Origin of the sequence: Pseudarthrobacter sp. H2 (genome assembly GCF_050157045.1) — a bacterium.
Classification (GTDB): Bacteria; Actinomycetota; Actinomycetes; order Actinomycetales; family Micrococcaceae; genus Arthrobacter.
Map to the genome: position 1 here is coordinate 3,267,148 of NZ_CP189594.1, position 23,756 is coordinate 3,290,903.

Annotated in this window: 19 protein-coding genes; 8 read left to right on the plus strand and 11 right to left on the minus strand. The window is 68.2% G+C overall.

Annotation, left to right across the window (positions count from 1 at the left end; genetic code table 11):
* The first annotated feature begins 106 nt into the window (after positions 1 to 106).
* From ACQCSZ_RS15270 to ACQCSZ_RS15300, 7 genes are all read left to right on the plus strand, one after another.
* Positions 107 to 1,105 carry a nuclease-related domain-containing protein gene (locus ACQCSZ_RS15270; protein WP_427004579.1) on the plus strand — a complete coding sequence of 333 codons (999 nt, stop codon included), beginning with the start codon at positions 107 to 109 and terminating at the stop codon, positions 1,103 to 1,105.
* 307 nt (positions 1,106 to 1,412) lie between these two features.
* The gene (locus ACQCSZ_RS15275; RefSeq protein WP_427004580.1) at positions 1,413 to 2,534 is read left to right on the plus strand and encodes an IS110 family transposase; all 1,122 of its coding nucleotides are present in this window, start codon (positions 1,413 to 1,415) and stop codon (positions 2,532 to 2,534) included.
* Positions 2,535 to 2,877: 343 nt separating this feature from the next.
* Positions 2,878 to 3,795, plus strand: coding sequence for an NAD-dependent epimerase/dehydratase family protein (locus tag ACQCSZ_RS15280; protein WP_427004581.1), 918 nt, complete (start codon positions 2,878 to 2,880; stop codon positions 3,793 to 3,795).
* A gap of 69 nt (positions 3,796 to 3,864) precedes the next feature.
* Complete coding sequence (locus ACQCSZ_RS15285) at positions 3,865 to 4,254, plus strand: DUF1622 domain-containing protein (protein ID WP_427004582.1); 390 nt, start codon at positions 3,865 to 3,867, stop codon at positions 4,252 to 4,254.
* A 41-nt stretch (positions 4,255 to 4,295) separates the two neighbouring features.
* Positions 4,296 to 5,060 (plus strand): YqjF family protein, encoded by a 765-nt coding sequence (locus tag ACQCSZ_RS15290; RefSeq protein ID WP_427004583.1) that lies wholly within the window; start codon positions 4,296 to 4,298, stop codon positions 5,058 to 5,060.
* Positions 5,061 to 5,128: 68 nt separating this feature from the next.
* Entirely contained in the window at positions 5,129 to 6,844 is a 1,716-nt protein-coding gene (locus ACQCSZ_RS15295; protein WP_427004584.1) for a DUF222 domain-containing protein, read from the plus strand.
* A gap of 166 nt (positions 6,845 to 7,010) precedes the next feature.
* Positions 7,011 to 7,409: a VOC family protein gene (locus ACQCSZ_RS15300; RefSeq protein ID WP_427004585.1), complete on the plus strand. Its 399-nt coding sequence runs from the start codon at positions 7,011 to 7,013 to the stop codon at positions 7,407 to 7,409.
* A 97-nt stretch (positions 7,410 to 7,506) separates the two neighbouring features.
* On the opposite strand, the gene ACQCSZ_RS15305 is transcribed toward ACQCSZ_RS15300, so the two are convergent.
* Positions 7,507 to 10,074, minus strand: a complete 2,568-nt coding sequence (locus tag ACQCSZ_RS15305; protein WP_427004586.1) for a Tex-like N-terminal domain-containing protein — start codon at positions 10,072 to 10,074, stop codon at positions 7,507 to 7,509.
* A gap of 174 nt (positions 10,075 to 10,248) precedes the next feature.
* Between ACQCSZ_RS15305 and ACQCSZ_RS15310 the strand changes: the two genes are divergently transcribed.
* The gene (locus ACQCSZ_RS15310) at positions 10,249 to 13,884 is read left to right on the plus strand and encodes a TM0106 family RecB-like putative nuclease (RefSeq protein ID WP_427004587.1); all 3,636 of its coding nucleotides are present in this window, start codon (positions 10,249 to 10,251) and stop codon (positions 13,882 to 13,884) included.
* Between the two features lie 179 nt (positions 13,885 to 14,063).
* Here the strand turns inward: ACQCSZ_RS15310 and ACQCSZ_RS15315 are convergent, their stop codons facing one another.
* From ACQCSZ_RS15315 to ACQCSZ_RS15360, 10 genes are all read right to left on the minus strand, one after another.
* A complete protein-coding gene (locus tag ACQCSZ_RS15315; protein ID WP_427004588.1) occupies positions 14,064 to 14,912 on the minus strand; it encodes a triose-phosphate isomerase family protein in 849 nt (282 codons plus the stop codon).
* Positions 14,913 to 14,958: 46 nt separating this feature from the next.
* On the minus strand, positions 14,959 to 16,308 hold the full coding sequence (locus ACQCSZ_RS15320; protein WP_427004589.1) for an MFS transporter: 1,350 nt from the start codon (positions 16,306 to 16,308) through the stop codon (positions 14,959 to 14,961).
* 65 nt (positions 16,309 to 16,373) lie between these two features.
* Complete coding sequence (locus tag ACQCSZ_RS15325; RefSeq protein WP_427004590.1) at positions 16,374 to 16,502, minus strand: hypothetical protein; 129 nt, start codon at positions 16,500 to 16,502, stop codon at positions 16,374 to 16,376.
* 12 nt (positions 16,503 to 16,514) lie between these two features.
* Complete coding sequence (locus tag ACQCSZ_RS15330; protein ID WP_427004591.1) at positions 16,515 to 17,282, minus strand: SDR family NAD(P)-dependent oxidoreductase; 768 nt, start codon at positions 17,280 to 17,282, stop codon at positions 16,515 to 16,517.
* A gap of 37 nt (positions 17,283 to 17,319) precedes the next feature.
* Entirely contained in the window at positions 17,320 to 18,330 is a 1,011-nt protein-coding gene (locus ACQCSZ_RS15335; protein WP_427004592.1) for a 3-hydroxyacyl-CoA dehydrogenase family protein, read from the minus strand.
* Positions 18,331 to 18,332: 2 nt separating this feature from the next.
* Positions 18,333 to 18,815 carry a ribose-5-phosphate isomerase gene (locus ACQCSZ_RS15340; RefSeq protein ID WP_427004593.1) on the minus strand — a complete coding sequence of 161 codons (483 nt, stop codon included), beginning with the start codon at positions 18,813 to 18,815 and terminating at the stop codon, positions 18,333 to 18,335.
* Positions 18,812 to 20,584 carry a dihydroxyacetone kinase family protein gene (locus ACQCSZ_RS15345; RefSeq protein ID WP_427004594.1) on the minus strand — a complete coding sequence of 591 codons (1,773 nt, stop codon included), beginning with the start codon at positions 20,582 to 20,584 and terminating at the stop codon, positions 18,812 to 18,814. Before ACQCSZ_RS15345 ends, ACQCSZ_RS15340 begins: the two co-directional genes overlap by 4 nt.
* A gap of 86 nt (positions 20,585 to 20,670) precedes the next feature.
* Positions 20,671 to 21,675 (minus strand): sugar phosphate isomerase/epimerase family protein, encoded by a 1,005-nt coding sequence (locus ACQCSZ_RS15350; RefSeq protein WP_427004595.1) that lies wholly within the window; start codon positions 21,673 to 21,675, stop codon positions 20,671 to 20,673.
* A gap of 148 nt (positions 21,676 to 21,823) precedes the next feature.
* On the minus strand, positions 21,824 to 22,534 hold the full coding sequence (locus ACQCSZ_RS15355) for a GntR family transcriptional regulator (RefSeq protein ID WP_427004596.1): 711 nt from the start codon (positions 22,532 to 22,534) through the stop codon (positions 21,824 to 21,826).
* A 147-nt stretch (positions 22,535 to 22,681) separates the two neighbouring features.
* Complete coding sequence (locus ACQCSZ_RS15360) at positions 22,682 to 23,752, minus strand: alkene reductase (RefSeq protein WP_427004597.1); 1,071 nt, start codon at positions 23,750 to 23,752, stop codon at positions 22,682 to 22,684.
* Positions 23,753 to 23,756 lie beyond the last annotated feature (4 nt).

Below are 23,756 nucleotides of genomic sequence, written 5' to 3' on the forward strand. Positions count from 1 at the left end.
GGCAGGCGTTTGATTGGGAAAATCACCATCGTCTGGAATAAGGTGGCAGCCACACGTTTGCATCCACCCGGGGCAGCCGTGCACGCCATCGATATTGGGGGACGACATGGCTGCTGGAGATGGGGCTGCCGAGCAGTCAAGGCGCGCCACGGAACGCGTGGCCCGTCTCCGACGGGAGCTGGAACAAGCCGAACGGAACGTACAGTCCTGGTCTGTGGGCGCGACCGGCGAGGCGATGGTTGCGACGAAAACGGGTGAGTTGGCCGCCAGCGGCTGGTCGGCTCTCCACGACGTCCATTGGCCGGGGAGGCCCAAGGCAAACCTTGACCACATCCTGATCGGACCCGGCGGAATCGTCGTCGTCGATGCCAAGAACTGGAGCGGCAACGTACAGGCTGGCGGCGGAAGGCTGCGCCAGAACGGCTACCGGAAAGATAGGGAAGTACTCGCGGCCTCAGAACAAGGCGCTGCCGTGGCGGCGCTCCTGGAGCCGCACCACCGTCTCTTTGTCCGCGGCTGGATCTGCCTGGTGGCGCAGCCGAACGTCGATGAGATCGCCGGGAGCGCCGTCAGAATACTGGGATTGGACAGGCTCTGCCCGGCGGTGGCCGGCCTGCCGCCTGTTCTGGACGGAGCCGAGGTCCAAGTCATCCATGCCTACCTGAACGAACAGCTTGCGGGGCCGTCGAGTCCTCGGCTCCTCACCACGGCGCAGCTCACCACAGCGCAGTTCGCGAGCGCAGATGCTCCGGCAGCCTCCTTGCAGCAGTGGCGGAACCGGGCCCAGGCGGGAGCCAGCCAGGATACGCCGCTGGGCCAGCCCCAGCCGGGACCCAGCATGGGCTCGCCGCTGGGCCAGCCCCAGCCGGGACCCAGCAAGGATACGCGGCTGCGCAAACGTCGACTCGGACTCAGTACGGGTTCGCCACGGCGAAAACGTCGGGGGAAATCCAGGGGGCCAAGTTGGCTGGAACTGCTGCTGCAGTTGACCCTGCTGATCGTCGGTGCATCAATGCTGATGAACTTCGCGTCCTCTTATCGGCCTGCAGCCCCGTCAACGCCCCGCCCATCTCCGACAGTGTCCCAGACACTGCCCGCTCGTTAGACGATATGAGGTGGGGGTGGTTGGGTTTCCTGCCCCGTCCGGGGCGGCCATTGTCGCCGGGCGGTCCCGCGGCGCCGGCTTGATGCTGGCGGGTTTCCGTCGTCCCGGAGGTGGCGCCGCGGGGCCTATGGCCCGGCGGGGATGGCCTTGTATCCGGACGGGCAGGGGCTGCGGTCACCGTTGGCGAGGGGCCGGGACCTTCTGTTTCACAGCGTCCGTGGATTGCCAGTGAACAACCTCCTGGCCCCGGAGGCCCTCGGAGAGTTGCATTGGTAGTGCCACATGTGAGTTTTGGGAGGTCCCGGTTATGTTTCAGCATACGTTTATTGGGTTGGATGTTCACGCGGCGTCTGTTGTCGGCTGCGCGCTGGTCCCGGATACCGGGGAACTGGTCCGGATGCAGATGGATTCGGACCCGGCGGTCGTTTTGGATTGGGTCCGCCGCTTCGAGCCGCCGGTGAAGGCCGTGTACGAGTCGGGCCCGACCGGGTATGTCCTGGCCCGGTTCCTGCGGGAGGCCGGCGTTGACTGTGTGGTGGCGGCGTCCTCAAAGCTGCTGCGGGCACCGGGAGACAGGATTAAAACGGACAAGCGGGACGCCCGGCTTTTGGCGGAAATGCTCGCCCTGGGCCAAGTCACGCAAGTGCAGGTCCCGACGCGGGAGCAGGAGGACCTGCGGGATTTGTCCCGGCTGCGGGCCACGGCCGCGAAGGACCTCGCCCATGCCCGCCAGCATGTCAACGCGATCCTGCTCCGCCACGGAATCAGGTACCCGGAGAAGACCAAATGGACGAAGGAGCACGGGGCCTGGCTACACCGGCAGCACTTCGACTCCCCGGTACTCCAATTCACCTACGAAGCCGACGTGGAGCAGGCCGAACTGCTGGCAGCGCACCTGAAACGCATCGACCAGCGCGTCGCGGCGGTCGCCAAGGACTGCCGGTACACCCCGGTGATCGACGCGTTGATGTGCCTGCGCGGCATCCAGGTCACGACCGGGTTCGGACTCGCCGTGGAAATCGGCGACTGGACCCGGTTCACCGGCTCGTCGATCGGCTCCTACCTGGGGCTGGTGCCCAGTCAGCAGTCCTCGGGCCAATCCCGGCACCAGGGACCGATCACGAAAGCCGGCAGCAAATACGCCCGCAAACTCCTCATCGAGGCAGCCTGGCAGCACCGGCGCCCCTACTCCCGGCCCGGGGAACGGCTGCTGCGCCAGCTGGACCTCGTCGCCCCGGCCACCCGGATCCGCGCCCTGGAAGGCAACCACCGGCTCCACCACAAATGGGAAGTATTCGAAGCCCGCAAGAAAAGGTCCGTCACGGCCAACACCGCGATCGCCAGGGAACTCGCCGGCTGGTGCTGGTCCCTGGCCGCGCCCCTCCAGCAAGGCGAACACGGGCAGGGGGGCCGCATGAACGCGGCGTAAAGAACGTGCCCTCCGGATGCGTGGCGGGCGTGACGTGGCAGCACTTTGGGGCCAACTCGAGACGCGACTATGAGCACACGGCCCACGCCGTTGACGCTCGATTTTAGACAGCGATACGTCCCAGCCGAACAATCGTCATGCGGTAACCCAACCCGCGCATATCAGCCTGACACTGCAGTCGAATACAAGACTCGCCAGCACGACCGCCACACCCGGACGGCACCCCAACCAGCGGCCCCCACCAAAGAAGTTGGGAGCCGCTCACCACTGCCCCTTGACAAACCTTCCCACATATCAGCCGTCTGGTGCCGGCTAACGCGTGAAAGCTGGCAGACTGGCCAGCATGACTGTACTTCTGGCCGGTTGCGGCGATCTGGGCACCGAGGCAGGGCTGCGCTTCGCAGCGGCCGGCCACCGGGTGGTGGGCTGGCGGCGTTCGCCGGAGAAACTTCCGGCTGCCATCGACGGCGTCGCGGCTGACCTGAGCTCCGGCGGCCTGCCGCCCCTCCCGGCGGACACCACCGCCGTCGTCGTCGCCGTGGCGGCCGATGCCCCTACCGAGGAGGCCTACCGGGCAGCGTATGTCGACGGCCTGGCGAATGTGCTGGACGCCGTGCTGGCTTCACGGGGCAGCGACCGCGGACCGGACGACGGCGCCAAGGGCGTCGGCGGTGGTATTCCCCTCCGGGTGCTGTTTGTCTCGTCGACCGCGGTCTACGGGGACGCCGGCGGCGGCTGGATTGATGAAGGCACGACGGCGGCGCCCGGCGGATTCTCGGGCCGCATCCTCCGCGAAGCGGAGGAACTGCTCCACAGCCGGCTGCGCGGCACCGGGATCACGCCCGTGGTGCTGCGGCTGGGCGGAATCTACGGGCCGGGCCGGACCCGGCTGATCGACCAGGTGCGCGGCGGGACCGCGGTGGCGCCTGCCGGGTCGCGCTTCACCAACCGCATCCACCGGGACGACGCCGCGGCGGCGATCGTCCGGCTGTGCAGCATGTCCGATACGCCCGGACCGGTGTACCTGGGCGTGGACAACGAACCGGCCGAGCTCGGCGAGGTGCTGCGCTTCCTGGCCGCCGAGCTGGGACTCCCCCGTCCGCCGTCGGCCGCCGGGGCCGGGGGGAGCGAGCCGTCGCGGGGCGGCAATAAGCGCTGCAGCAACGCGCTGTTGCGCGGCACCGGCTTCGAGTTCGCCTATCCGAGCTTCCGCGAAGGCTACCGGGCCATCCTCGCCGGCGCCGGCGTGCGGCACCCTTAGAGGCGCCCCTGCTCCGCATGCCAGCTGCTTCGGATATCAGCGCCGACCCGCCTTTTCTCGAGGGGAACCATGGATTTTCAGCACATTATTGAGACCGTCGGCCGGTTTATGGACTTCGCCGGGGTGGCCGTCATGGTGGTCGGCGCCCTCGTCTCCATCCCGATGGCCCTGCGCGGATTCCAGCCCCAGCGCCGGCCGGCAGGGTCCGAGCCGCTGTCAGTCTACCGCTCCTACCGGCAACTGCTGGGCCGCTCCATCCTGCTGGGTCTGGAGCTGCTGGTGGCGGCCGACATCATCCGGACCGTCGCCGTCACGCCCACCTTCGAAAGCGTGGGCGTGCTGGCCATCATTGTGCTCATCCGGACGTTCCTGAGCTTCTCGCTGGAGCTGGAAATCACCGGTCGTTGGCCGTGGCAGAAGCAACCGGCGGGTTCCACCGCGCCCGCCTCCGCCGGCTGAACTCCTTTCCGCCTGGCTGTCGCCGAAGCTAGGCTCGGCCCATGGCTGAACCACCGCATGCCCCAGGTCCCTGGCCGGAACCGCCGGAGCTTCCCCTGCCCGTCATCATGCACCAGCGGTGGCTCGACGCCGTCTTCCTGCACTGGCGCATTCCCGAGGCCGTCGCGGCGCCGTTCCTGCCCCCGGGCGTGATTCCGGACCTCTTCGACGGATCCGCCTGGGTGGGCCTCATCGGGTTCCGGCTGCGGGCCGCCGGGCTGGGCAACGGCCCGCCCGTCCCGTATTTCGGCGATTTCAACGAGATCAATGTCCGCCTCTATTCCCGGGAGCCGGACGGCACACGCGGCGTTGTCTTCTTGACCCTGGACGCGTCCAGGCTGGCGGCGGTTCTGGCCGCGCGGGCCGCCGGGATCCCGTATGTGTGGTCCCGCACGAGCGTCCGGCCGCCTGACTTGCCGGCCCCGGCGGACCCGGCGGACCGGTCCATCGGGTATTCGGTGCGCCGGTTCCGGTGCGGTGCAAGGAGTGATTTCGCTGTGTCCCCGGAGCCCGACGCCGGAGCCACAGATCCGTTGTCCGTCCACCTCACCGCCCGGTTCGGTCTGCACACCCGCTTCCGCGGCCGCACGCTGTACGTCCCCAACACGCATGGCACCTGGCCGCTGTACCGCGCAGAACTGATCCTGCTCGATGATGAGCTGGTGGGCGCGGCGGGGATTACCGTTCTGGGGCCGCCCGAGTCCGTGCTGTTTTCGCCAGGCGTGCGCACGCAGTTCGGCAGGCCGCGAGTACTGGAGCATCCCTGACCGGAAGCCCTGACACCGGGGATGTGGCTGGCGATAATATTGTCGCACCCGCACTTTAGAGTTGATTCATGGACGCCACGAGGGAGTTCGTTCGTTTTCAGGACACGGCAGCGGGGACACCCCGGGCCGGAGATCCTGGTGTGGACCGCGCTGTCCTGGGCCGTGCCCTGGGCTTGCTCCGGACGCTGGCCGCAACAGCCGTGGATGATGCCGCGGGCTTCGGATTCGCCGAGGCGGCGGACTTCGCCGGCGAGGTGGAGGAACTGTCCCGGACCGTGGAGTATCTGCAGCTCGTCGCGGCCGGGGCAGTGGACCGGAGCAGGAAACTGGCGGCGGCCACAGCCTTCACGGGCACCACATCGTGGGCCACCGGGTGGCGGGACAGCCCCAGCGACAGCTCCAGTAACAGCTCCCGCGTCAGCCACGCCGGCGCAGCCGGCGGGGCTGACGCTTCCCTGACGGCCTCCGTGGCCGCCCGGGCCGGGGCCGTGCCGCTGGATGATGGTTGCCGGAACACCACGGAGTTCCTGCGGGCGCGGCTGCGGATCAGCGCCGCGGAGGCCCGCCGCCGGCTCTCCCTTGCCGACAGCGTCCTGCCCCGCCCGGTACTCGCCGGCCGGCAGCCGTTGCCTGCCCTCCGCGCGGAACTCGCAGAAGCCCTCGCCGCCGGGGAGGTCGCCTCCCGGTCCGCGAGCCTCATCGCCCTGGCCCTGGACGGCGTCCGGCACAGCTGCGACGCCGCGGCCGCGGCGGCGATGGAGCACGCCCTGACGCGCACCGCCGCCGAGAACGACCCCGACTTCCTGGCACGGATCGCCCGGCGCTGGACCGACGCCCTGGACCAGGACGGCGCCGAACCCTCCGAAGAACTCCTGCGCCAGCTCCAGGGCGCCTTCATCCGCCGCACCCGCCACGGCCTGCACCACCTGGAAATCTTCGCGACCGCCGACCAGTTCGAACAGCTCCTCACCGTCATGAACACCGCCACCAACCCCCGCACCACCGGCACGGGGGGACCCGAGCGTCCCGCCGGCGCCACGGACCCCTCAGGGGAGCCCGGCGGGGGCCCGGCCGCCTGCCCGGCCGCCGGGAGCGGGAACGAGACGGCCGGCGAGGCAGCCGGTGAGACGGCCGGTGATCCCGGCGCGGCCGGGCTGGACCTCCGCTCCCGGCCGCAGAAACTCCTGGACGGCCTCGTCGGCGCCTGCAAGGCCGCGCTGGCTACGGGCGGGCTGCCCGCCGCGGGAGGACTCCGCCCCCAGGTCATGGTCACCATCGACTACCGGGACCTGCTCGGAAGGCTCGCGGACACCGGCGCGGCCCGGACGGCGTCGCACACCGGAACCCCGAACACCGGAACAGGGAACACCGGAACCCTGCTGTTCACCGGCCCCGTCACCGCCGGCACCGTCCGGAAAATCGCCTGCGACGCGGACATCATCCCGGTACTGCTCGGGACCGAGGGCAGGATCCTGGACATCGGCCGGACCTCACGGATCTTCCCGCCCCACATCCGCAAGGCCCTCACCGCCCGGGACCAGGGCTGCGCCTTCCCCGGCTGCACCATCCCCGCACCCTGGTGCGAAGCCCACCACATCAGCTACTGGTCCCGCGGCGGGGCCACCAGCACAGACAACGGCACGATGCTCTGCACCCACCACCACCACCTGATCCACAAGGAACTGTGGACCATCCAGCTCCGCACCGGCATCCCCTGGTTCATCCCCCCGCCGCACATCGACCCGCGCCAGATGCCACGAAGAAACCGCTACTTCAGGTCATGAAAGCCGCCCTCGCCCGCGCCACCGGCGCTGGCCGGAGAACGCTGCACCACGCCGGAGAAAGCTGTACCAAAATACGCCTTCGCATCGCCACGGTTGCTGCAACGATTGGTGTAGCCGCCGATCCACCGTGAACTTCCGACCCGCCCCGAACCAAGGGAGGCACAGCATGCTGAACCGCTTCTACGTCAACCCGATTCTGCCCGCGCAGGACGGAAACCGCGCACGGATCTTTTACCGTGACGTCCTCGGCCTCGACCTTTTGTCGGGCCCCACAGAGGACCCCATGGCATTCGGTGCGGCCTCCGGCTCGAGCATCGTCCTGAGCGAAATGCCCGACCGGATTCCGCCCCCATATCCGGTGGTGAGCTTCATGGTTACGGGCATCGAGGACCTCGTCGAGGCCCTCAAGGTCCGGGGCGTCAATTTCCAGGCCCTCGCCGGGTCCAGTTTTGCCGGTGTGGAAGGAAAACCCGTCGGCGATGTGATGGATTTCGGGCCGGTCAAGTCAGCGTTCCTGAAAGACACCGAAGGCAACGTGATCGCGCTCAACGAGATCATGACCTGACGGTTCGCAGCCTCCTTGGCCGACTGACGCCTCACGGCTCTCCCGTTGGCCGCCTAACGCCCCGCGTCGCTCCCGTGGGCGCCGCTCAGCTCGGCCTTCACTTTCCGAGCCCCGCCTTCCGGAGCGCTTCGGCCATCGCAGTATTGGCGGGCGGGGCCTGGCGTTGCACCTGCGCCTGCGGCTGCCCGGCGGAAGTTTGCCGTGAAGGAGCCTTCCGTGAGGCCGCCTGACCAACGCGTGTCTGAGCCGTGGATGGCTGACCAACGCCTGCCTGCCCGCCACGGGCCTGACCAGCCGAAGCCTCCCGGGCCGGCGCTGGCCCCGCCGGGCCTGGACCCTGCGTCGAAGGCGTTGGCTTCGACGGCGCCTGCCGCGCACGCTCGGGCCGGGAACCACTGCGTCCGACGGAAGCCGCCGGTTCGTCGTCGAGCCTCAAGGTCAGGGAGATGCGTTTCCGCTCCGGATCCGCCTCCAGGACCTTGACCCGGACCACCTGCCCTGACTTCACCACCTCGCGGGGATCGGAGACGAAGCGGTTGGCCAGCGCCGAGACGTGCACCAGCCCGTCCTGGTGCACGCCGATGTCGACGAACGCGCCGAACGCCGCCACATTGGTCACCGTTCCTTCCAGCACCATCCCGGGCGCGAGGTCGGCGATCTTCTCGATCCCCTCCGCGAACGTTGCCGCGGCAAACGCCGGCCGCGGGTCCCTGCCGGGTTTCTCCAGCTCCGCGATGATGTCCCGCACCGTCGGCAGGCCGAAGGAGCCGTCGACAAAGTCCTGCGCGTTCAGCGTCGCGTAGCTTCCGCCTCCGCCTCCGCCTGCCTTCATGATCTTCCGCGCCACCGGATAGGCCTCGGGGTGCACACTGGACGCATCCAGCGGCTCCGGTCCCCCGGTGATGCGCAGGAAGCCGGCGCACTGTTCGAACGCCTTGGCGCCGAGCCGCGGCACCTTCTTCAGCTCGGCGCGCTTGGCGAACGGGCCGTGCTCGTTCCGGTACGCCACGATGTTCTCGCTCAGCAGCGGCCCGACGCCGGCCACCCGGCTCAGCAGCGCCGGCGAGGCGGTGTTGACGTCCACGCCCACCGCGTTGACGCAGTCCTCCACCACGGCGTCGAGACTCCGGTCCAGCTTCGCGGCGGTGACGTCGTGCTGGTACTGCCCGACGCCGATCGACTTCGGCTCGATCTTCACCAGCTCCGCGAGCGGGTCCTGCAGCCGCCGCGCGATGGACACGGCCCCGCGCAGGGACACGTCCATGCCGGGCAGCTCCGCCGCGGCGAGGGCGGACGCCGAATACACCGAGGCGCCCGCCTCGGAGACCACGAGCTTCTGCGGCTTGCTGTCAGCGTCCGCGCCGAGCTGCTTGATCAGCTCGGCGGCGAGCTTGTCCGTCTCCCGCGAAGCGGTGCCGTTGCCAATGGCGACGAGTTCGACGGCGTGCTTCCGCGCCAGCCCCACGAGCGTCCGCAGCGCCTCATCCCATTTCCGTGCCGGCGCGTGGGGATAGACCGTGTCCGTGGCCACGACCTTGCCGGTGCCGTCCACGACCGCGACCTTCACCCCCGTGCGCAGACCCGGATCCAGGCCGAGGGTGGCACGGTTACCGGCGGGCGCGGCCAGCAGCACGTCCCGGAGGTTGGCGGCGAACACGCGGACGGCCTCGTCCTCGGCGGCGGCGAACATCCGGCTGCGCAGATCGCCCGTCAGCCGGGCCAGCACCCGCGAGCGCCACGCGAGCTGGGCTGTCTGCAGCAACCAGGCGTCGGCGGGACGGCCACGGTCGGCGACCCCGAGGAACCTGGCCACAGCGGATTCGTAGCGGCCGCGGGCGGCGGCCAGGGCGGCGTCGTCGGACGGCTCAGCCTCGGTGAGGTCCAGCTCCAGCACTCCGTCCTTCTCACCGCGCAGCAGCGCCAGGACCCGGTGCGAGGGCATCCCGGACGGCGCCTGGGAGAACTCGAAATAGTCCTTGAACTTCTGCCCCTCGGCGTCCTTGCCCTTCTTCACGCGGGACACCATCCGCCCCTGTGTCCACAGCCGCTCGCGCAGCGATTCGGCCAGATCGGCGTCCTGGGCCACCCGTTCCACCAGGATCGCCCGCGCACCGGCGAGCGCCGCGGCCGTGTCGCCGATGGAGTGCTCCGGGTTGAGGTACTTGGCCGCTTCGCGCTCCGGATCCAGGTCCGGCCGCTTCAATAGCGCCTCGGCGAGCGGCTCCAGGCCGGCCTCGCGTGCGATCTGCGCCTTGGTCCGCCGCTTGGTCTTGAACGGCAGGTAGATGTCCTCCAGCCGCGACTTGGTGTCCGCGCCGACGACGGCGGCCTGCAGCTCCGGGGTCAGCGCACCTTGCGCGGCAATCGCTTCCAGGATGGTACGACGGCGGTCCTCAAGTTCGCGCAGGTAGCGCAGCCTTTCCTCCAGCTCGCGCAGCTGCGTGTCGTCCAGCGTGCCGGTGGCTTCCTTGCGGTACCGGGCGACGAAGGGCACGGTGGAACCGGCGTCGAGCAGGTCAACGGCCGCCTTCACCTGCCAGGCCTTGACGCCGAGCTCGTCGGCGATCTGGGCGGCGATGCCGGACTCCTGGCTGGGCGGGGTCTGGGCGGGCGGGGTCTGGGCGGAGGGGGAAGGGCGCTGCGGAAGTTGGCTCACCCAGCCCATTTTGCCACCACATGCGCCGGGCAGCGGCGCATGGCCATGGGCCGGCGGGCCCCTACGTTCGGGCGCGCGCTCAATTTGTCAGGGGGCTTTGATAGCTTGGCAGGAAGAGATCAACGGCAACCACAACGCAGCCACAACCCAACCACAGCCCAACCACAACGGACCGGGGGCACAGTGTTTTTTCTTGAACCGGAAGTTCCGGGAGCTGAACAGGATCTGGTCTTTTCGGCGAGCGATCTCGTGGTGGCGGCCAGCTGCGAATACCAGCTGCTGCGGAAGCTCGACGAGAAGCTGGGCCGCTCCCCCGCCCCTGAGTCCGGCGTCGACGACATGCTCGAACGTACCGCCACGCTGGGCGACGTCCACGAACACAAGGTCCTGGCCACCTTCCTCGAGGAGTTCGGGGTGTGGGATCCGGCCACGGGCCGCGGCGTGTACGACGTCGTTCCCGCCGAAACCATGGACCGCGCCACCCTCCGGGCGAAGCATCACGAATCGATGGGGGCTCTCCGCTCGGGCGCCGACGTCGTGTTCCAGGCTGCCTTCTTTGACGGCCAGTTCCACGGGCGGTCCGATTTCCTGGTGCGGCGCCCGGACGGCAGCTACGCCGTGTTCGACACCAAACTGGCGCGCCATGCGAAGGTGACCGCCCTCCTCCAGCTGGCGGCCTACGGGGACCAGCTGCTGAAGGCGGAGATCCGCCCGGATCCGGCGGTGACCCTGGTCCTCGGCACCACGGTGCCTCTCGCCGGCGGCGGCTTCGACTACGTCCGCAGCAACCACAGACTTTTCGAGATCCTGCCCGTCTTCCGCGAGCGGCGCGAACGGTTCCTGGCACTGGTCGCGGCGCACCGGGGCCAGCCCGGGACGGTGGCCTGGGGCGCTCCCGGCATCACCGCCTGCGGCCGCTGCGGCTACTGCCAGGAGCGGGTCCGGGCCACGGACGATCTGCTGCTGGTGGCCCGGATGAACTCGGCGCAGCGGAAGAAACTCCGGGAAGAGGGCGTCTTCACCGTCCGGGACCTGGCCGAAGCCGGCCTTCCCCGCGCGAACGCGTCACTCCGGCGGCTGCAGGAGCAGGCCAGAATGCAGAGCGGGCTCGGCGGATCCGATGGCGGCGCGCGGCATCGGACGGAGGGCGAAGAACACATCATCCGCTACCGGGTGCTCCCGGAAAACACGCTGGCGGAGCTGCCACCGCCCAGCGACGGCGACATTTTCTTCGACTTCGAGGGCGACCCCTTGTGGCAGGACAGCGCCACCGGCGCCTGGGGGCTTGAGTACCTGTTCGGCGTGGTCGAGGCGCCCGCCGGGCCCGGCCGGCACGGCGTGTTCAAACCGTTCTGGGCCCACAGCAGGGAGGCGGAGAAGCAGGCCTTCCTGGCCTTCCTGGACTATGTCGGGAAGCGCCGGGCCAGGTATCCGGACATGCACGTCTACCACTACGCTGCCTACGAGAAAACTGCTCTCCGGAAGCTCTCCGCCATGCACGTTGCCGGCGAGGACACCGTGGACCAGTGGCTGCGCGACGGTCTCCTGGTGGACCTCTACCAGACCGTCCGGCACAGCATCCTCATCTCGGAGAACTCCTACAGCCTCAAGAAACTCGAACCCCTCTACATGGGGACGAAGCTGCGCTCCGGGGACGTGAAGGACGCCGGCGCTTCCGTGGTTGCCTATGCCCAGTTCTGCGAGGCGCGCGACGCCGGCCGGGATGCGGAGGCCGCAGAAATCCTCGCCGGCATCTCGGACTACAACGAATACGATTGCCTCTCGACGCTGGAGCTCCGGAACTGGCTGATCGGCCTGGCCCGCGAGCGCGGGATCAGGCCCGGCACCCTCGCGGCCGCCGCCGCCCGGGGCCAGGGCGCAGCTCCCAGCGCGGACGAGGACACGGCTTCCGAAGTGGACGACGGCGGCGCAGCGGATGCCGCCGTGAGCCTTGCGGAACTGGAACTGGCAGACTTGGCCGGACCCGGCGTCGGCCTGTCCGAGGAGGACCGGAAGGCGGTCGCAATGCTGGCGGCGGCCGTGAGCTACCACCGCCGCGAGCGCAAAGCCTTCTGGTGGGCCCACTTTGACCGCTGCGAAAACGGCCCCGACACGCATCAGCGGGACCGGAACGTCTTTTTGGTCGAGGATGCCGAGGTCCTCGAGGACTGGTGGAAGGACGGCGCCAAGCTTCCCGAACGCCGGGTCAGGCTGACCGGCACGGTGACCCCCGGCTCGGACCTCCGGGAGGGCAGCACCTGGTTCCGCGTGTACGAGCCGCCCCTTCCGGCCGGGCTCCAGGGCACAGGCATCGGCGGCACCGGCCGCAACGGCTGGTTCGGGACCGAGATCCTGGAACTCGGGCACGACGACGGGAAGGACACCGTCGTCATACGGGACAAGCTGCGCCGCAACACGGAGCCCTATGCCCAGCTGCCGGTCGCGCTGACCGAAGACCAGCCCCTCCAGACCAGGAACCTCGAGGAAGCGCTGGCCGTCCTGGCCGACGACGTCGCCGCAGGCTTGCGCGCCGGCGGGCACGCGTTTCCGCGCCATCCCGCCGTGGACCTGCTGCGGCGCGTTCCGCCGCGGCTATCAACCGGCGGGGCCCTGCCGGCCCCCGGCGACGGACCGGACCGTTTCGTTGATGCCATCACCGAGGCCGTAGCGGCCCTGGACCACTCCTACCTGGCCGTCCAGGGTCCCCCGGGGACGGGCAAGACGTACGTGGGCTCGCACGTCATCGCCCGGCTGGTGGCCCGCGGGTGGAAGATCGGCGTCGTCGGGCAGTCCCATGCCGTGGTGGAAAACCTGCTGAAGACCGCCATCGGCAAGGCCGGCGTCGATCCGGCCCGTGTGGCCAAGGAGGTGAAGCACCAGGAAGCGCTCCCCTGGAAACTTCGTTCGGCGAGGGACGTCGCGCGGCTGCTCAGCTCGCCGGGCGGCGCCCTGGTGGGCGGCACCGCCTGGACCATGACCGGCGCCACGGTGCCCGCCGGCTCGCTGGACCTGCTGGTGATTGACGAGGCCGGACAGTTCTCCCTGGCCAACACCCTGGCCGTGGCGCAGGCCAGCAGCCGCCTGCTGCTGCTCGGGGACCCCCAGCAGCTGCCGCAGGTCAGCCAGGGCACCCATCCCGAGCCTGTCGATGAGTCCGCGCTGGGCTGGATTTCCGCCGGTCACGCCACGCTTCCCCCGGAGCTCGGGTACTTCCTGGCGGACTCGTGGCGGATGACCTCGGCCTTGTGCCGTGCCGTGTCCGGGTTTTCCTATGAGGGCCGGCTGCACTCCGCCCCGGCCGCGGATCTCCGACGCCTGGACGGCGTCCCGGCCGGAATCGAAACCGTTCTGGTCGGGCACAGCGGCAACATCACCTCGTCCCCGGAGGAGGCAGCCGAAGTACTCCGGCAGGTGCGGCGGCATCTGGGGCTCCAGTGGCACGACGCCGACGGCAGCCGCCCGCTGGAGGCCGCCGACATCCTGGTGGTGGCGGCCTACAACGCCCAGGTCAACCTGATCCGCGAGGTTCTGGACGGTGCCGGCCTGGCCCGGGTCCGGGTCGGGACTGTGGACAAGTTCCAGGGCCAGGAAGCGGCCGTGGTGATCGTGTCGATGGCCTGTTCGGCGGTGTCCGAGGCCCCGCGGGGCATGGAGTTCCTACTCTCGCGCAACCGGATCAACGTGGCGGTCTCCCGCGGGCAGTGGCGGGCGGTGGTGGTCCGTGCGCCCGAATTGACCAACTACCTGCCCACGCATCCGGAAGGCCTGGAGCGGCTCGGCGGCTTCATCGGCCTGTGCGAGCGGTCCGTGGCTTCCTGAGGCTTCTGTGCCGCCTCATGGGGACATGCCCATTCTTTGATGGACCGGCCGCGGGACATGCCCATTCTTAAACGCGGACAGTGGGCAGAATCGTGTTCTGCCCACTGTTCGTGGCTGCGGCTGGACATGTCCAGCGGTGACGGCTCCAGCCATGACGGCCTTGGCGGCTGGCCCCGGTGCTACTCGGCGGAGTAGCCCGCGTAACCCTTGGCTGCCGCGGACTCCGCGGAATACTCCGCCGGGGACCCGCCGGCAAGCAGGAGCGCCTCGTCCAGGACCCTGCCGAAGTTCGCCGGGTCGTGCGCAAAACGGCCAAGGAACAAACCGGAGACGCCGACGAGCGCTGGCAGCAGCCCGGGCTTTGCCGAACCGCCGTAGATGACCGGCAGCTCGTGGAGACCGGCTGCGGCGAGGTGCCCCCGAAGCTGCCGGACGACGTCGGACACATACGCCGCGGCGGCGGGCTCAGCCGCGCCGATGGCCCAGACGGGTTCATAGGCAACGGTCAGCCCGGCGGCCAGATCCCAGTCTCCGTCGACGGCCGCCTCGATCTGGCGGTAGACGAACTCCGCAGCGGCAGCCGCCTGGCCGCCGTCGGGCTCCCCCACGCAGAGCAGGGGCCTCAGCCCGGCGTTGTCGGCCGCCCGGACCTTGAGGGCAACCATGGCATCGTCTTCGCCGAAGTGCCTCCGGCGTTCGGCGTGGCCGATTTCCACGAGGCGCACCCCGAGTTCCGCGAGCATGGACGGGGCCACCTCCCCGGTCCACGGGCCGTCGGCCCAGCCGCAGTCCTGTGCACCAAGCAGCAGCGGCGAGCCTGCCAGAATCCCGGCTGCCCGGGGCAGCACGGGAAACGAGGGAATGACAAACGGGACAACCCGCCCGGCCGCGAGGGCCGGACGGGTGTCCACTTCATGGCGCAGCTGCTCCAGCCAGTCCAGGCTGTCCTGGTAGCCCAGGTACATCTTGCTGCTGACACCGACCCAGATAGGGGCGCCGGTGGTCTGGCTGGTGTGACCGTGCTGCATTGCTGGTGCTTTCTGCTGGATCGAGGAGCTGTGATCTGTTGGGCGGTTACTGCTCCAGGAGCTCGTCGGCCTTGTTCTTGAACCGCTTCGTGGCGAACATCATCGCCGCGGCCAGGAACGGGAGTACACCCAGGGCGTAGACGCCCATGGTTCCGGTGTCGGACGCCGTGATCTGGTTGACGGAGGTCCGCATGATGGGAGCGACGAAACCGCCCAGGTTGCCCAGGGAGTTGATCAGGCCAATGCCCGCTGCGGCGGCCGTGCCGGTGAGGAACGCCGTCGGGTAGGACCAGGCGATGGGGCCGATGGACAGGAAGCTGCAGACGGCCAGGCTGATGAAGATGATGCCGAGGGCCGGAATGTGGTTCGCACCGGCCCAGGCGGAGCCGAAGATGCACAGCCCGGTGGAGATGAAAAGCCCGGTGCCCCAGACCCGGCGGCGGACCACGGTGTTGGCTGCCCTGCCGATGAAGTAGCAGGCGAAGATGCCGAAGAACCACGGGATGGCTGCCATCAGGCCGACGGCGAGGCCCACCTTCTGGCCGGTCAGCTGGGCCACCTGCTGTGGCAGGTAGAACGTGACACCGTAGACGGCGATCTGGAGGCAGAAGTAGATGACGGTGAAGTACCAGACCTTGCCGTTCTTCATGGCGGCGAGCACGCCGCGCGGGCCGGACTCTTCCTTGACGGTGTCCTCCAACGCCATGACCTGCAGGAGTGCGCTCTTCTCGTCCTTGTTCAGGAATTTGGCGTCCTGCGGGCTGTTGATCAGGAAGAAGAACGCGGCAACGCCGGCGAGGACGGCCAGCATGCCTTCGACAAAGAACATGACCTGCCAGCCCTGGACACCGGGAACCTGGTCGCCGATGTTGATCAGCCAGCCGGACAGCGGAGCGCCCATCATCTGCGAGAACGGCTGCGCCAGGTAGAAGATCGCGAACATCTTGACGCGGACCTTGTTGGGGAACCACGCGGCGAGGAACATGATGACGCCCGGGAACAGGCCTGCCTCGGTGACACCGAGCAGGAAGCGCAGGATGATGAAGGACGTCTCGCCCTGGACGAACGCGAAGCACGCGGACACGATGCCCCAGGTGATGGCGATGCGGGCCAGCCAGACCTTGGCGCCGAACTTGGTCAGCAGCAGGTTGCTCGGGATTTCGAACAGGGCGTAGCCGATGAAGAAGATCCCGGCGCCCAGTGCATAGGCGCCGGCCGTGATGCCCTTGTCCACGCCCAGCGCGGCTTCGGCGAAGCCCACATTGGTGCGGTCCAGGAAAGCCACCACATAGAGGATGACCAGCATGGGCATGAGCCGGCGGGAGGCCTTGGAGATGGCCGATTTCAGTACCGGCGTATCCAGGAGATCCTTGGTGGACGTTGTTGCTACGGACATCAAAACTCCTCATTGAGTGAATCAGTTGAGTAGATCAGGTGGGTAGAACAGGAAACTGGATTTCCCTAGCGTGAAAATGCGATGATCATGATTCCGGCCAGGCAAGCCAGGATCCCGACGGCGAGATAGGCCTTCCGGCCTTTGCTCCAGGACGCGAATCCGGAGGCGGGGGCGGTTTTGCTGGTTTGTGCCACGATGCTTCTTCCTTAGTGCATGTAAAGTCCGCCATCCACGTTCAGCGTCTGGCCGGAGATGTAGCCGGCGTCCTCGCTGATGAGGAAGGCGATGGCGGCGGCGATGTCCCGGGTGGAGCCCACGCGGTTCACGACGAGGTCCTTGGTGAGTTCGTCCTTGCGTTCCTGGCTCAGCGTGCCGCCCATGATGTCGGTGTCGATCGGGCCCGGGGAGACGGCGTTGACGGTGATGTCGTACTCGCCCAGTTCGCGGGCGGTGGCGCGGGTCAGGCCGATCACGCCCGCCTTGGCCACGGAGTACGGCGTCTTGGAGTACGTGCCGCCGCCGCGCTGGGCGGAGACGGAGGAGATGTTCACGATCCGCCCGATCCGGTTCTTGGCCATGGACTCGGCAACCCGGCGGGTGGCGTAGTGGACGCCGTTGAGGTTGATGCCGAGCACCCGGTCCCATTCGGCGGCGTCAAGCTCCAGGTACGGAACCGGGGAGCTGACACCGGCCACGTTGGCGAGGGCGACGATCTGCGGCAGTTCGGCCTCGATGGCGTCGATGGCTGCGCGGACCGAGGCTTCGTCGGCGACGTTGGCCCCGGCGCCGTAGGCTTTGACGCCGTGCTCGGCGGCGAGTTCCTTGGCCGCGGCTTTGCACCGGGCGTCATCGAGATCGATGATGCCGATGTTCCAGCCCTGTGCCGCCAGGTAGCTGGCGGTGGCGCGGCCGATGCCGCGCTCGGAGACGGCTCCGGTGACGATTGCGGTGCGTTCTGCGGGGAAATTACTCATGGGTGTGCTCCTGAAGTGTGGAAGTGAACGTTGGAGTTCAGTTGATGGGTGCGGGGCCGAGGTCTTCGATGAGCTTCTGCATGGCCACGTACGCCTTGTTCCGGTAGGCGATCAGCTCGGGCGTTCGCTCGGCCGGGACGTTGAGGAAACCGGCTCCGGTCTTGGTGCCCAACTTCCCGGCGTCGACCAGGTCGCTCAGGATCTTCGGCGTGGCGAACCGTTCCGGGAACTCGGTCTGGAGGGACTTGTAGCAGAAGTTGTAGACGTCCAGTCCGGCCATGTCGGCGATGGCGAACGGTCCGAAGAACGGGAGCCGGAAGCCGAACGTGGTGCGGACCAGCGTGTCGACATCCTCCGCCGTCGCGATCCCCTGCTCCACCAGCTGGGCGGCCTCGTGGAACAGCGCGTACTGCAGGCGGTTGAGCACAAAGCCGGTGACGTCCTTGACGACGGCGGTCTGCTTGCCGGCGGCGTGGACCAGTTCGCGGACCGCGCCGACGGTGGCCGCCGAGGTGCCGGCGTGGGGAATGACTTCGACGCCGGGGATAAACGGGGACGGGTTGGAGAAGTGCACGCCCAGGAACCGCTCCGGGTGGGCGACGGGCTCGGATAGCTCCGCGATGGAGATCGTGGAGGTGTTGGAGCCGATGATGGCGTCCGGGCGGGCCGCGGCGCTGATGCGGGCCAGCGTCTGGTGCTTGATGGCGATGACTTCGGGGACGGCTTCCTCGATGAAGTCCGCGTCTGCCACGGCCTCCTCGATGTCCTTGGCGGCCCAGAGGTTCTCCTTCAGGATGGCGGTGGAGCCTTCCGGGAAGAGCCCCGCGGCTACGAATTCGTCCGATTCGGCCAGCAGCCGCTCATAGTTCTTCTGCGCCACTTCGGCGGACACATCGGCCAGTGCCACCCGTGCCCCGCCGAGCGCCAGGACCTGTGCGATCCCGCCGCCCATATAGCCTGAGCCGACGACGGCGATCTTGCGGGCGGCGTTGATGGCGCCGGCGGCGTCGATTGAGCTTGCAGCCGCGCTGCTTACGTTTTCGGTCATGGTCAGACTGCCTTCGTGTATTCGGGCTCGTAGGAGCAGATGGCGTCCACCTTGGCGGCGGAGGAGGAGGTTTCATCGAAGCGGTGGCCCAGCCATTCACCCACAAGTTTCTTGGCGAGTTCCAGTCCGATGACGCGCTGCCCGAGGGCAAGCACCTGTGCGTTGTTGCTGAGGACGGACCGTTCCACGGAGTAGCTGTCGTGGGCGGTGACGGCACGGATTCCGGGGACCTTGTTGGCCGCGATGGCCACGCCCAGGCCCGTGCCGCAGATCAGCAGGGCCCGGTCGGCTTCGCCGTCGGCGACTTTCCGGGCGGCCTCAACGGCCACGTGCGGGTAGGCCGTGGAGTCGTCGGCGCCGACTCCCACATCGTGCACGGAAGCCACCCGGGGATCCGCTTCGAGCAGCGCCTTCAGCGCGTTCTTGAATTCGACGCCGGCCTCGTCGTTGCCGATGACGACGCGCCAGCCTGTTGCTGTGCTCATGCCTGTGCTCCTTGCTTTGCCAGTCCGGGGTCAGCGGACGGGAAGTCGATGTGGGCTGTGTCGAGGTGGGCTGAAATCCGTGCAGCGATAAGGGCGAAGGAAACCGCGCCGGGGTCGCGGTGCCCGAGGCTCTTTTCTGCCAGCGGACGGGCACGGCCCTTGAGCGGCCGGAGGGCCGCGGTATCCTCGGCCGCAGTCCGGGCGGCCGCCGCGGCTGCGGCGAGCGAGGCACCCACCGGGGCGCCGCCGTCGAACGCGGTCAGGAAAGTGTCCCGGAACGGCAGCAGCGCGTCCACCATGGTTTTGTCCCCCGGATCTGCCTTGCCGAGTTCGGTGATGGCGTCCACGAAGGCGGTGACCACGGCGGCCGCGTCCTCGCCGCTGTAGCTGTCCCGGTTTCCCAGGGCCAGTCCGGCGGCGATGATCGCGGAACCCCAGAGCGCCCCGGAAGTGCCGCCCGCGCGTTCGCTCCAGGCTTCCCCCGCGGCGGTCAGGACCCGCGCCGCCGAGGCACCGCCGTCGTTCGCTGCCGCCCGCCGGGCTGCGGCGACCGCAGCGTCCACGCCGCGGCGCATCCCGATGCCGTGGTCCCCGTCCCCGGCAATGGCGTCCAGGCGGCCGAATTCCTCTTCATGCTCGACGACGACGTCCCGCACCCGGGCCAGCACCTCAACTGCCTGCCGCCCGAGGCCCGCCGCGGCGGCGGTGGGACGTTCGACGTCGACGGCCGCTTCGGCGTCCGGACCGGCCAGCTCGCGCCGGGTGCGGGGTGCCAGGTTGCCCTTGCGGAACGCCGGCGTGTCCGCCGGGGCTGCCCAGTACTTCTCGAGTTCATCGTCCAGCCAGAGCAGGGTCAGGGAGAGTCCGGACATGTCCAGGCTCGTGACCAGCTCGCCGCATTCCGGTTCCACCACGGTGAGACCGGCCGCGAGCAGGAGCTTTTCGATCTTGCCGAAGAGCAGGAACAGCTCGTCGTACTTGACCGTGCCGAGCCCGTTGACGATTGCCACCACGCGGTTGCCGGCGTCGTCAGGCCTGTCAGCGAGCAGCCTGGAGACGAGCAGTTCGGCGAGTTCGGAGGCGGTCGGCATCGGGTGCTCGGAGATCCCCGGTTCACCGTGGATGCCCAGGCCCAGGGACATCTGCCCGGCAGGGACATGGAAGAGGGGTTCGTTGGCGCCAGGGAGGGTGCACCCGTCGAAGGCGACGCCCAGGGAACGGGTGCGGTAGTTGGTCCTGATGGCCAGCCGTTCGACGTCGTCCAGCCTCAATCCGGCTTCGGCTGCGGCGCCGGCGATCTTGAAGACCGTCAGGTCTCCGGCGATCCCGCGGCGCTTCTCGATCTGGTCCAGCGGGGCGCTGGCGATGTCGTCCGTGACGAGTACGGTGCGGGTTTCGATGCCCTCCGCGTTAAGGCGGAGCTGGGCCTGGCCGAAGTGCAGGACGTCCCCGGCGTAGTTGCCGTAGCTCAGCAGCACGCCTCCCCCGGCGTTGGCGGCCTTGGCCACCCGGTAGACCTGCCCCGCCGCGGGGGAAGCGAACATGTTGCCGCAGGCCGAGGCGGCGGCCAGGCCTTGCCCCACCAGGCCGGCGAAGGCGGGATAGTGCCCGGAGCCGCCGCCGACCACGAGGGCCACCTGGCCGGCAGGGACCTCCGCGGAGCGGACGACACCGCCATCCACACGTGCGACGTAGCCGCGGTTGGCTGCCACAAAGCCGTCCAACGCCTCATCCGCAAAGTCAGCGGGGTTGTCGAAGATCTGGGTCATGGTTCCTCATTGAATCCGTGTTGGAGTTGAATCCTGATGGAGAAGTGGCTGGACCAGCCGTCGGGCCGGTCCAGCCGCCAGCTGAATCAGACGCTGGCGAGTTCCGGGGCTGCCGGCTGCTGCCGCCCTTGCGCCACCTGGCTCTTGCCGAGGGCGTAGCCGTCGGCCTTCGGCAGGATCTGGCGGCGAAGGTAGTCCTGGTTGCTGGCCGTGACGCTGAGCCCGTCACCGCCGTAGTGCTCGGTGCAGAGGATGCCCTGGAAACCGACCGAAAGGGCAATTCTGAAGGCCTCGCGGTAGTTGATCAAGCCGCTTTCCATCGGTGCGGGCATGGCGACGTAGCTGTCACGGGCCACGTCCTCATCGCGGATGTAGTTCTTCATGTGCCAGTAGTTGGAGTACGGGAGGGTCTTGGTGACCATTTCGCGCCAGTCCTCGATCGGGCGGTGCACCCGGATGAGGTTGCCGAGGTCCGGGTTCAGGCCGACGTTATCCAGTCCGATGTCCTGGACCAGCCGGACGGAAGAATCCGCGGTGCCGAGGTAGGTGTCCTCGTACATTTCGAGCGAGAGCAGGATGCCCAGCTCCGCGGCGTGCCGGCCGAGTTCGCGGAGCCGGCTGACGGCGTTGCCCCAGGTTTCCTTGTCCCCCACGGGGTCCTTGTGTCCTTCGACGGTCCAGAACCACAGCTGCTTCTGCTGCTCGGCCGTGAGCGCCTGGTGGAGTCCGAAGGAGACGACCTCGCAGCCAAGTTCGGCCGCGGCGTCGAGGGTGCGGTGGCTGTAAGCCAGGTTCGCTTCCCAGTTCCTGGCCTCGATGACGCTGCGGCGGATGGCTGAGATGACGGGAATGCCGATGCCCACGTTTTCGGCGGTCTGCTTGAACTCGGCAAGGCGGGCGGAGCTCAGGTCGCCGGGACGGACCCAGCTGTCCGTGAGGTCCGCATCGGCGAAGCCCGCATCCTTCACTTCCTGCAGGACTGCGGCCCAGGCGGGAGCAGGGGCATCGGTCATCTGCTGCCCGGTGCCGTCGACACCCGGGAACTGCAGCAGCGCTGCGGTGATGGGCCAGTTCTCGGCTGTATAAGCCATGGGTTCACTCCTTCGTGGAATCCTGTTTCCTATAGGATTTACTATCCATGGAAGGTTGTCAAGATCACATCCGGGATTGTTGGCAACAATCAAAGATCCTATAGAGCGTGCTCTCTCATGTTAAGAGCGTGACGCCGAAGGGTTGGATTCAGCCGGCGGGGGCGTCCGCGATGGCACGGCCACGTACTTGCTGCACGTGTTCGGCCATGGCCTGCGCTGACTTTTCCGGATCCCCCGACGCGAGGGCGTCGAGGACCGACTGATGCTCGGCGATCGCAAACTCTGCATCGGTGATGCCCACTCCCCCGAAGAGGCGGAAGCGCTGGACTTGCCCGCCGAGGGCGCCATAGGCCGCAACCATGAACTGATTCCCGGTCCGTTCCGCGATCAGCCTGTGGAACCTCTCGTCCGCTTCCAGGTAGTCCCGGTATTCGGCAAACGAGGGTCCTCTCGGAGCCTTCTTGAGATCCTCGACGGCCTTCGCCAGTTCGGCAAGGTGCTCCGGCGTCAGCCGGGCGCACGCGAGGCGGGCATTGACGGGCTCGATTGCCAGCCGTGCTTCCATGAGCTCGGCAAAGTCCTCCCGGGTGTAGACCGGCGCAACCCGGTACCCCTTGAGCGCGACGCGGCGCACCATTCCGGTGTGCTCCAGCCGCGCGAGCGCCTCGCGGACCGGCGTCGGCGAAACGTCGAGCTCCCTGGCGGTGCCATCGATGCTGACCGCGGTCCCGGGTTCCAGCCGGCCGTCCATGAGTGAGGCCAGGAGTTCTTCATAAACGTGGTCAGCGAGGACCTGGCGGCTGACGGTACGGCCTGCGGAGCGGCCCTCAGGGCGACTGCCGGGAGAAGCTAGTTGCATGTTCAGATCCTATAGGACTGATCAGCCTCCGGCTGAGACCGTGGGACATGCCCATTCTTAAATGCGGACAGTGGGCAGAATGGTGTTCTGCCCACTGTTCGTGGCTGCGGCTGGACATGTCCAGCGGTGCGTACGTTGGTGCGTGTACTAGTTCTGGTACGCCGGGTAGTCGGTGTAGCCCTTGGCGCCATCGCTGTAGAACGTGGACTGGTCCGGCTCGTTGACCGGCAGCCCTTCGCGCCAGCGGCGGACCAGGTCCGGGTTGGCAATGGCTGGGCGTCCGACGACGACGGCGTCGGCGTGGCCGTCGTCGACCAGCGCCGTGGCTTCCTCGCGGGTGGTGACGACACCGAAACCGGTGTTCAGCAGGAACGTTCCGCCGAAGCGGGTGCGCAGATCCTGCACCAGCTCGCTGGTGGGTTCCTTGTGCAGGACGCTCAGGTAGGCGAGCTTCAGGGGCGCCAGGGCATCCACCAGGACGCTGTAGGTTTCCCGGACGTCCGACGCGTCAAGTTCGGTTGTGCCCTGCACATTGTGCTCCGGCGAGATGCGAATGCCGACGCGGTCTGCGCCAATCGCATCCACTACGGCCCGGGTCACTTCAATGACGAAGCGTGCACGGTTCTCCGCCGAGCCACCGTATATGTCGTCGCGCTGGTTGGCGGACGGAGCAAGGAATTCGTGCAGCAGGTAGCCGTTGGCGGAGTGCAGCTCGACGCCGTCGAACCCTGCACCGATCGCGTTACGGGACGCCGTGACGAACTCCTGGACGATGCCCGGCAGGTCCTCGGTGGTCAGGGCGTGCGGGACGGGGAACGGCTTCTTTCCCTCGTAGGTGCGGGTCTCGCCGTCGATCGCGATAGCGCTCGGCGCGACCACTTCGTAGCCACCGTTGCTCGCCTCATGGGTGACGCGTCCGGCGTGCATGACCTGGGCGAAAATGCGGCCGCCCTCGGCGTGGACGGCGGAGGTGACGTCGGCCCAGCCCTTGAGCTGCTGGTCGGTCACCAGGCCCGGCTGGCCCGGGAAACCCTGGCCTGCATGGCTGGGGTAGGTGCCTTCACTGACAATCAAGCCGAGCGAGGCCCGCTGGCGGTAGTGCTCGACAACCAGCGGTCCCGGTATCCCTTCCTTGCCGGAGCGGACTCGGGTAAGCGGCGCCATCACGAGCCGGTTGGGCAGTTCCAGCTCGCCGAGTGTCATCGGGGAAAACAGCATGCGC

What these genes read in the sequence shown, in the direction of transcription:
- ACQCSZ_RS15305 (WP_427004586.1), bottom strand. Translation starts at nt 10,074, where the DNA reads ATGGGCTGGGTGAGCCAACTTCCGCAGCGCCCTTCCCCCTCCGCCCAG.
- ACQCSZ_RS15280 (WP_427004581.1), top strand. Translation starts at nt 2,878, where the DNA reads ATGACTGTACTTCTGGCCGGTTGCGGCGATCTGGGCACCGAGGCAGGG.
- ACQCSZ_RS15360 (WP_427004597.1), bottom strand. Translation starts at nt 23,752, where the DNA reads ATGCTGTTTTCCCCGATGACACTCGGCGAGCTGGAACTGCCCAACCGG.
- ACQCSZ_RS15350 (WP_427004595.1), bottom strand. Translation starts at nt 21,675, where the DNA reads ATGGCTTATACAGCCGAGAACTGGCCCATCACCGCAGCGCTGCTGCAG.
- ACQCSZ_RS15330 (WP_427004591.1), bottom strand. Translation starts at nt 17,282, where the DNA reads ATGAGTAATTTCCCCGCAGAACGCACCGCAATCGTCACCGGAGCCGTC.
- ACQCSZ_RS15340 (WP_427004593.1), bottom strand. Translation starts at nt 18,815, where the DNA reads ATGAGCACAGCAACAGGCTGGCGCGTCGTCATCGGCAACGACGAGGCC.
- ACQCSZ_RS15345 (WP_427004594.1), bottom strand. Translation starts at nt 20,584, where the DNA reads ATGACCCAGATCTTCGACAACCCCGCTGACTTTGCGGATGAGGCGTTG.
- ACQCSZ_RS15300 (WP_427004585.1), top strand. Translation starts at nt 7,011, where the DNA reads ATGCTGAACCGCTTCTACGTCAACCCGATTCTGCCCGCGCAGGACGGA.
- ACQCSZ_RS15295 (WP_427004584.1), top strand. Translation starts at nt 5,129, where the DNA reads ATGGACGCCACGAGGGAGTTCGTTCGTTTTCAGGACACGGCAGCGGGG.
- ACQCSZ_RS15315 (WP_427004588.1), bottom strand. Translation starts at nt 14,912, where the DNA reads ATGCAGCACGGTCACACCAGCCAGACCACCGGCGCCCCTATCTGGGTC.
- ACQCSZ_RS15320 (WP_427004589.1), bottom strand. Translation starts at nt 16,308, where the DNA reads ATGTCCGTAGCAACAACGTCCACCAAGGATCTCCTGGATACGCCGGTA.
- ACQCSZ_RS15275 (WP_427004580.1), top strand. Translation starts at nt 1,413, where the DNA reads ATGTTTCAGCATACGTTTATTGGGTTGGATGTTCACGCGGCGTCTGTT.
- ACQCSZ_RS15285 (WP_427004582.1), top strand. Translation starts at nt 3,865, where the DNA reads ATGGATTTTCAGCACATTATTGAGACCGTCGGCCGGTTTATGGACTTC.
- ACQCSZ_RS15335 (WP_427004592.1), bottom strand. Translation starts at nt 18,330, where the DNA reads ATGACCGAAAACGTAAGCAGCGCGGCTGCAAGCTCAATCGACGCCGCC.
- ACQCSZ_RS15355 (WP_427004596.1), bottom strand. Translation starts at nt 22,534, where the DNA reads ATGCAACTAGCTTCTCCCGGCAGTCGCCCTGAGGGCCGCTCCGCAGGC.
- ACQCSZ_RS15270 (WP_427004579.1), top strand. Translation starts at nt 107, where the DNA reads ATGGCTGCTGGAGATGGGGCTGCCGAGCAGTCAAGGCGCGCCACGGAA.
- ACQCSZ_RS15290 (WP_427004583.1), top strand. Translation starts at nt 4,296, where the DNA reads ATGGCTGAACCACCGCATGCCCCAGGTCCCTGGCCGGAACCGCCGGAG.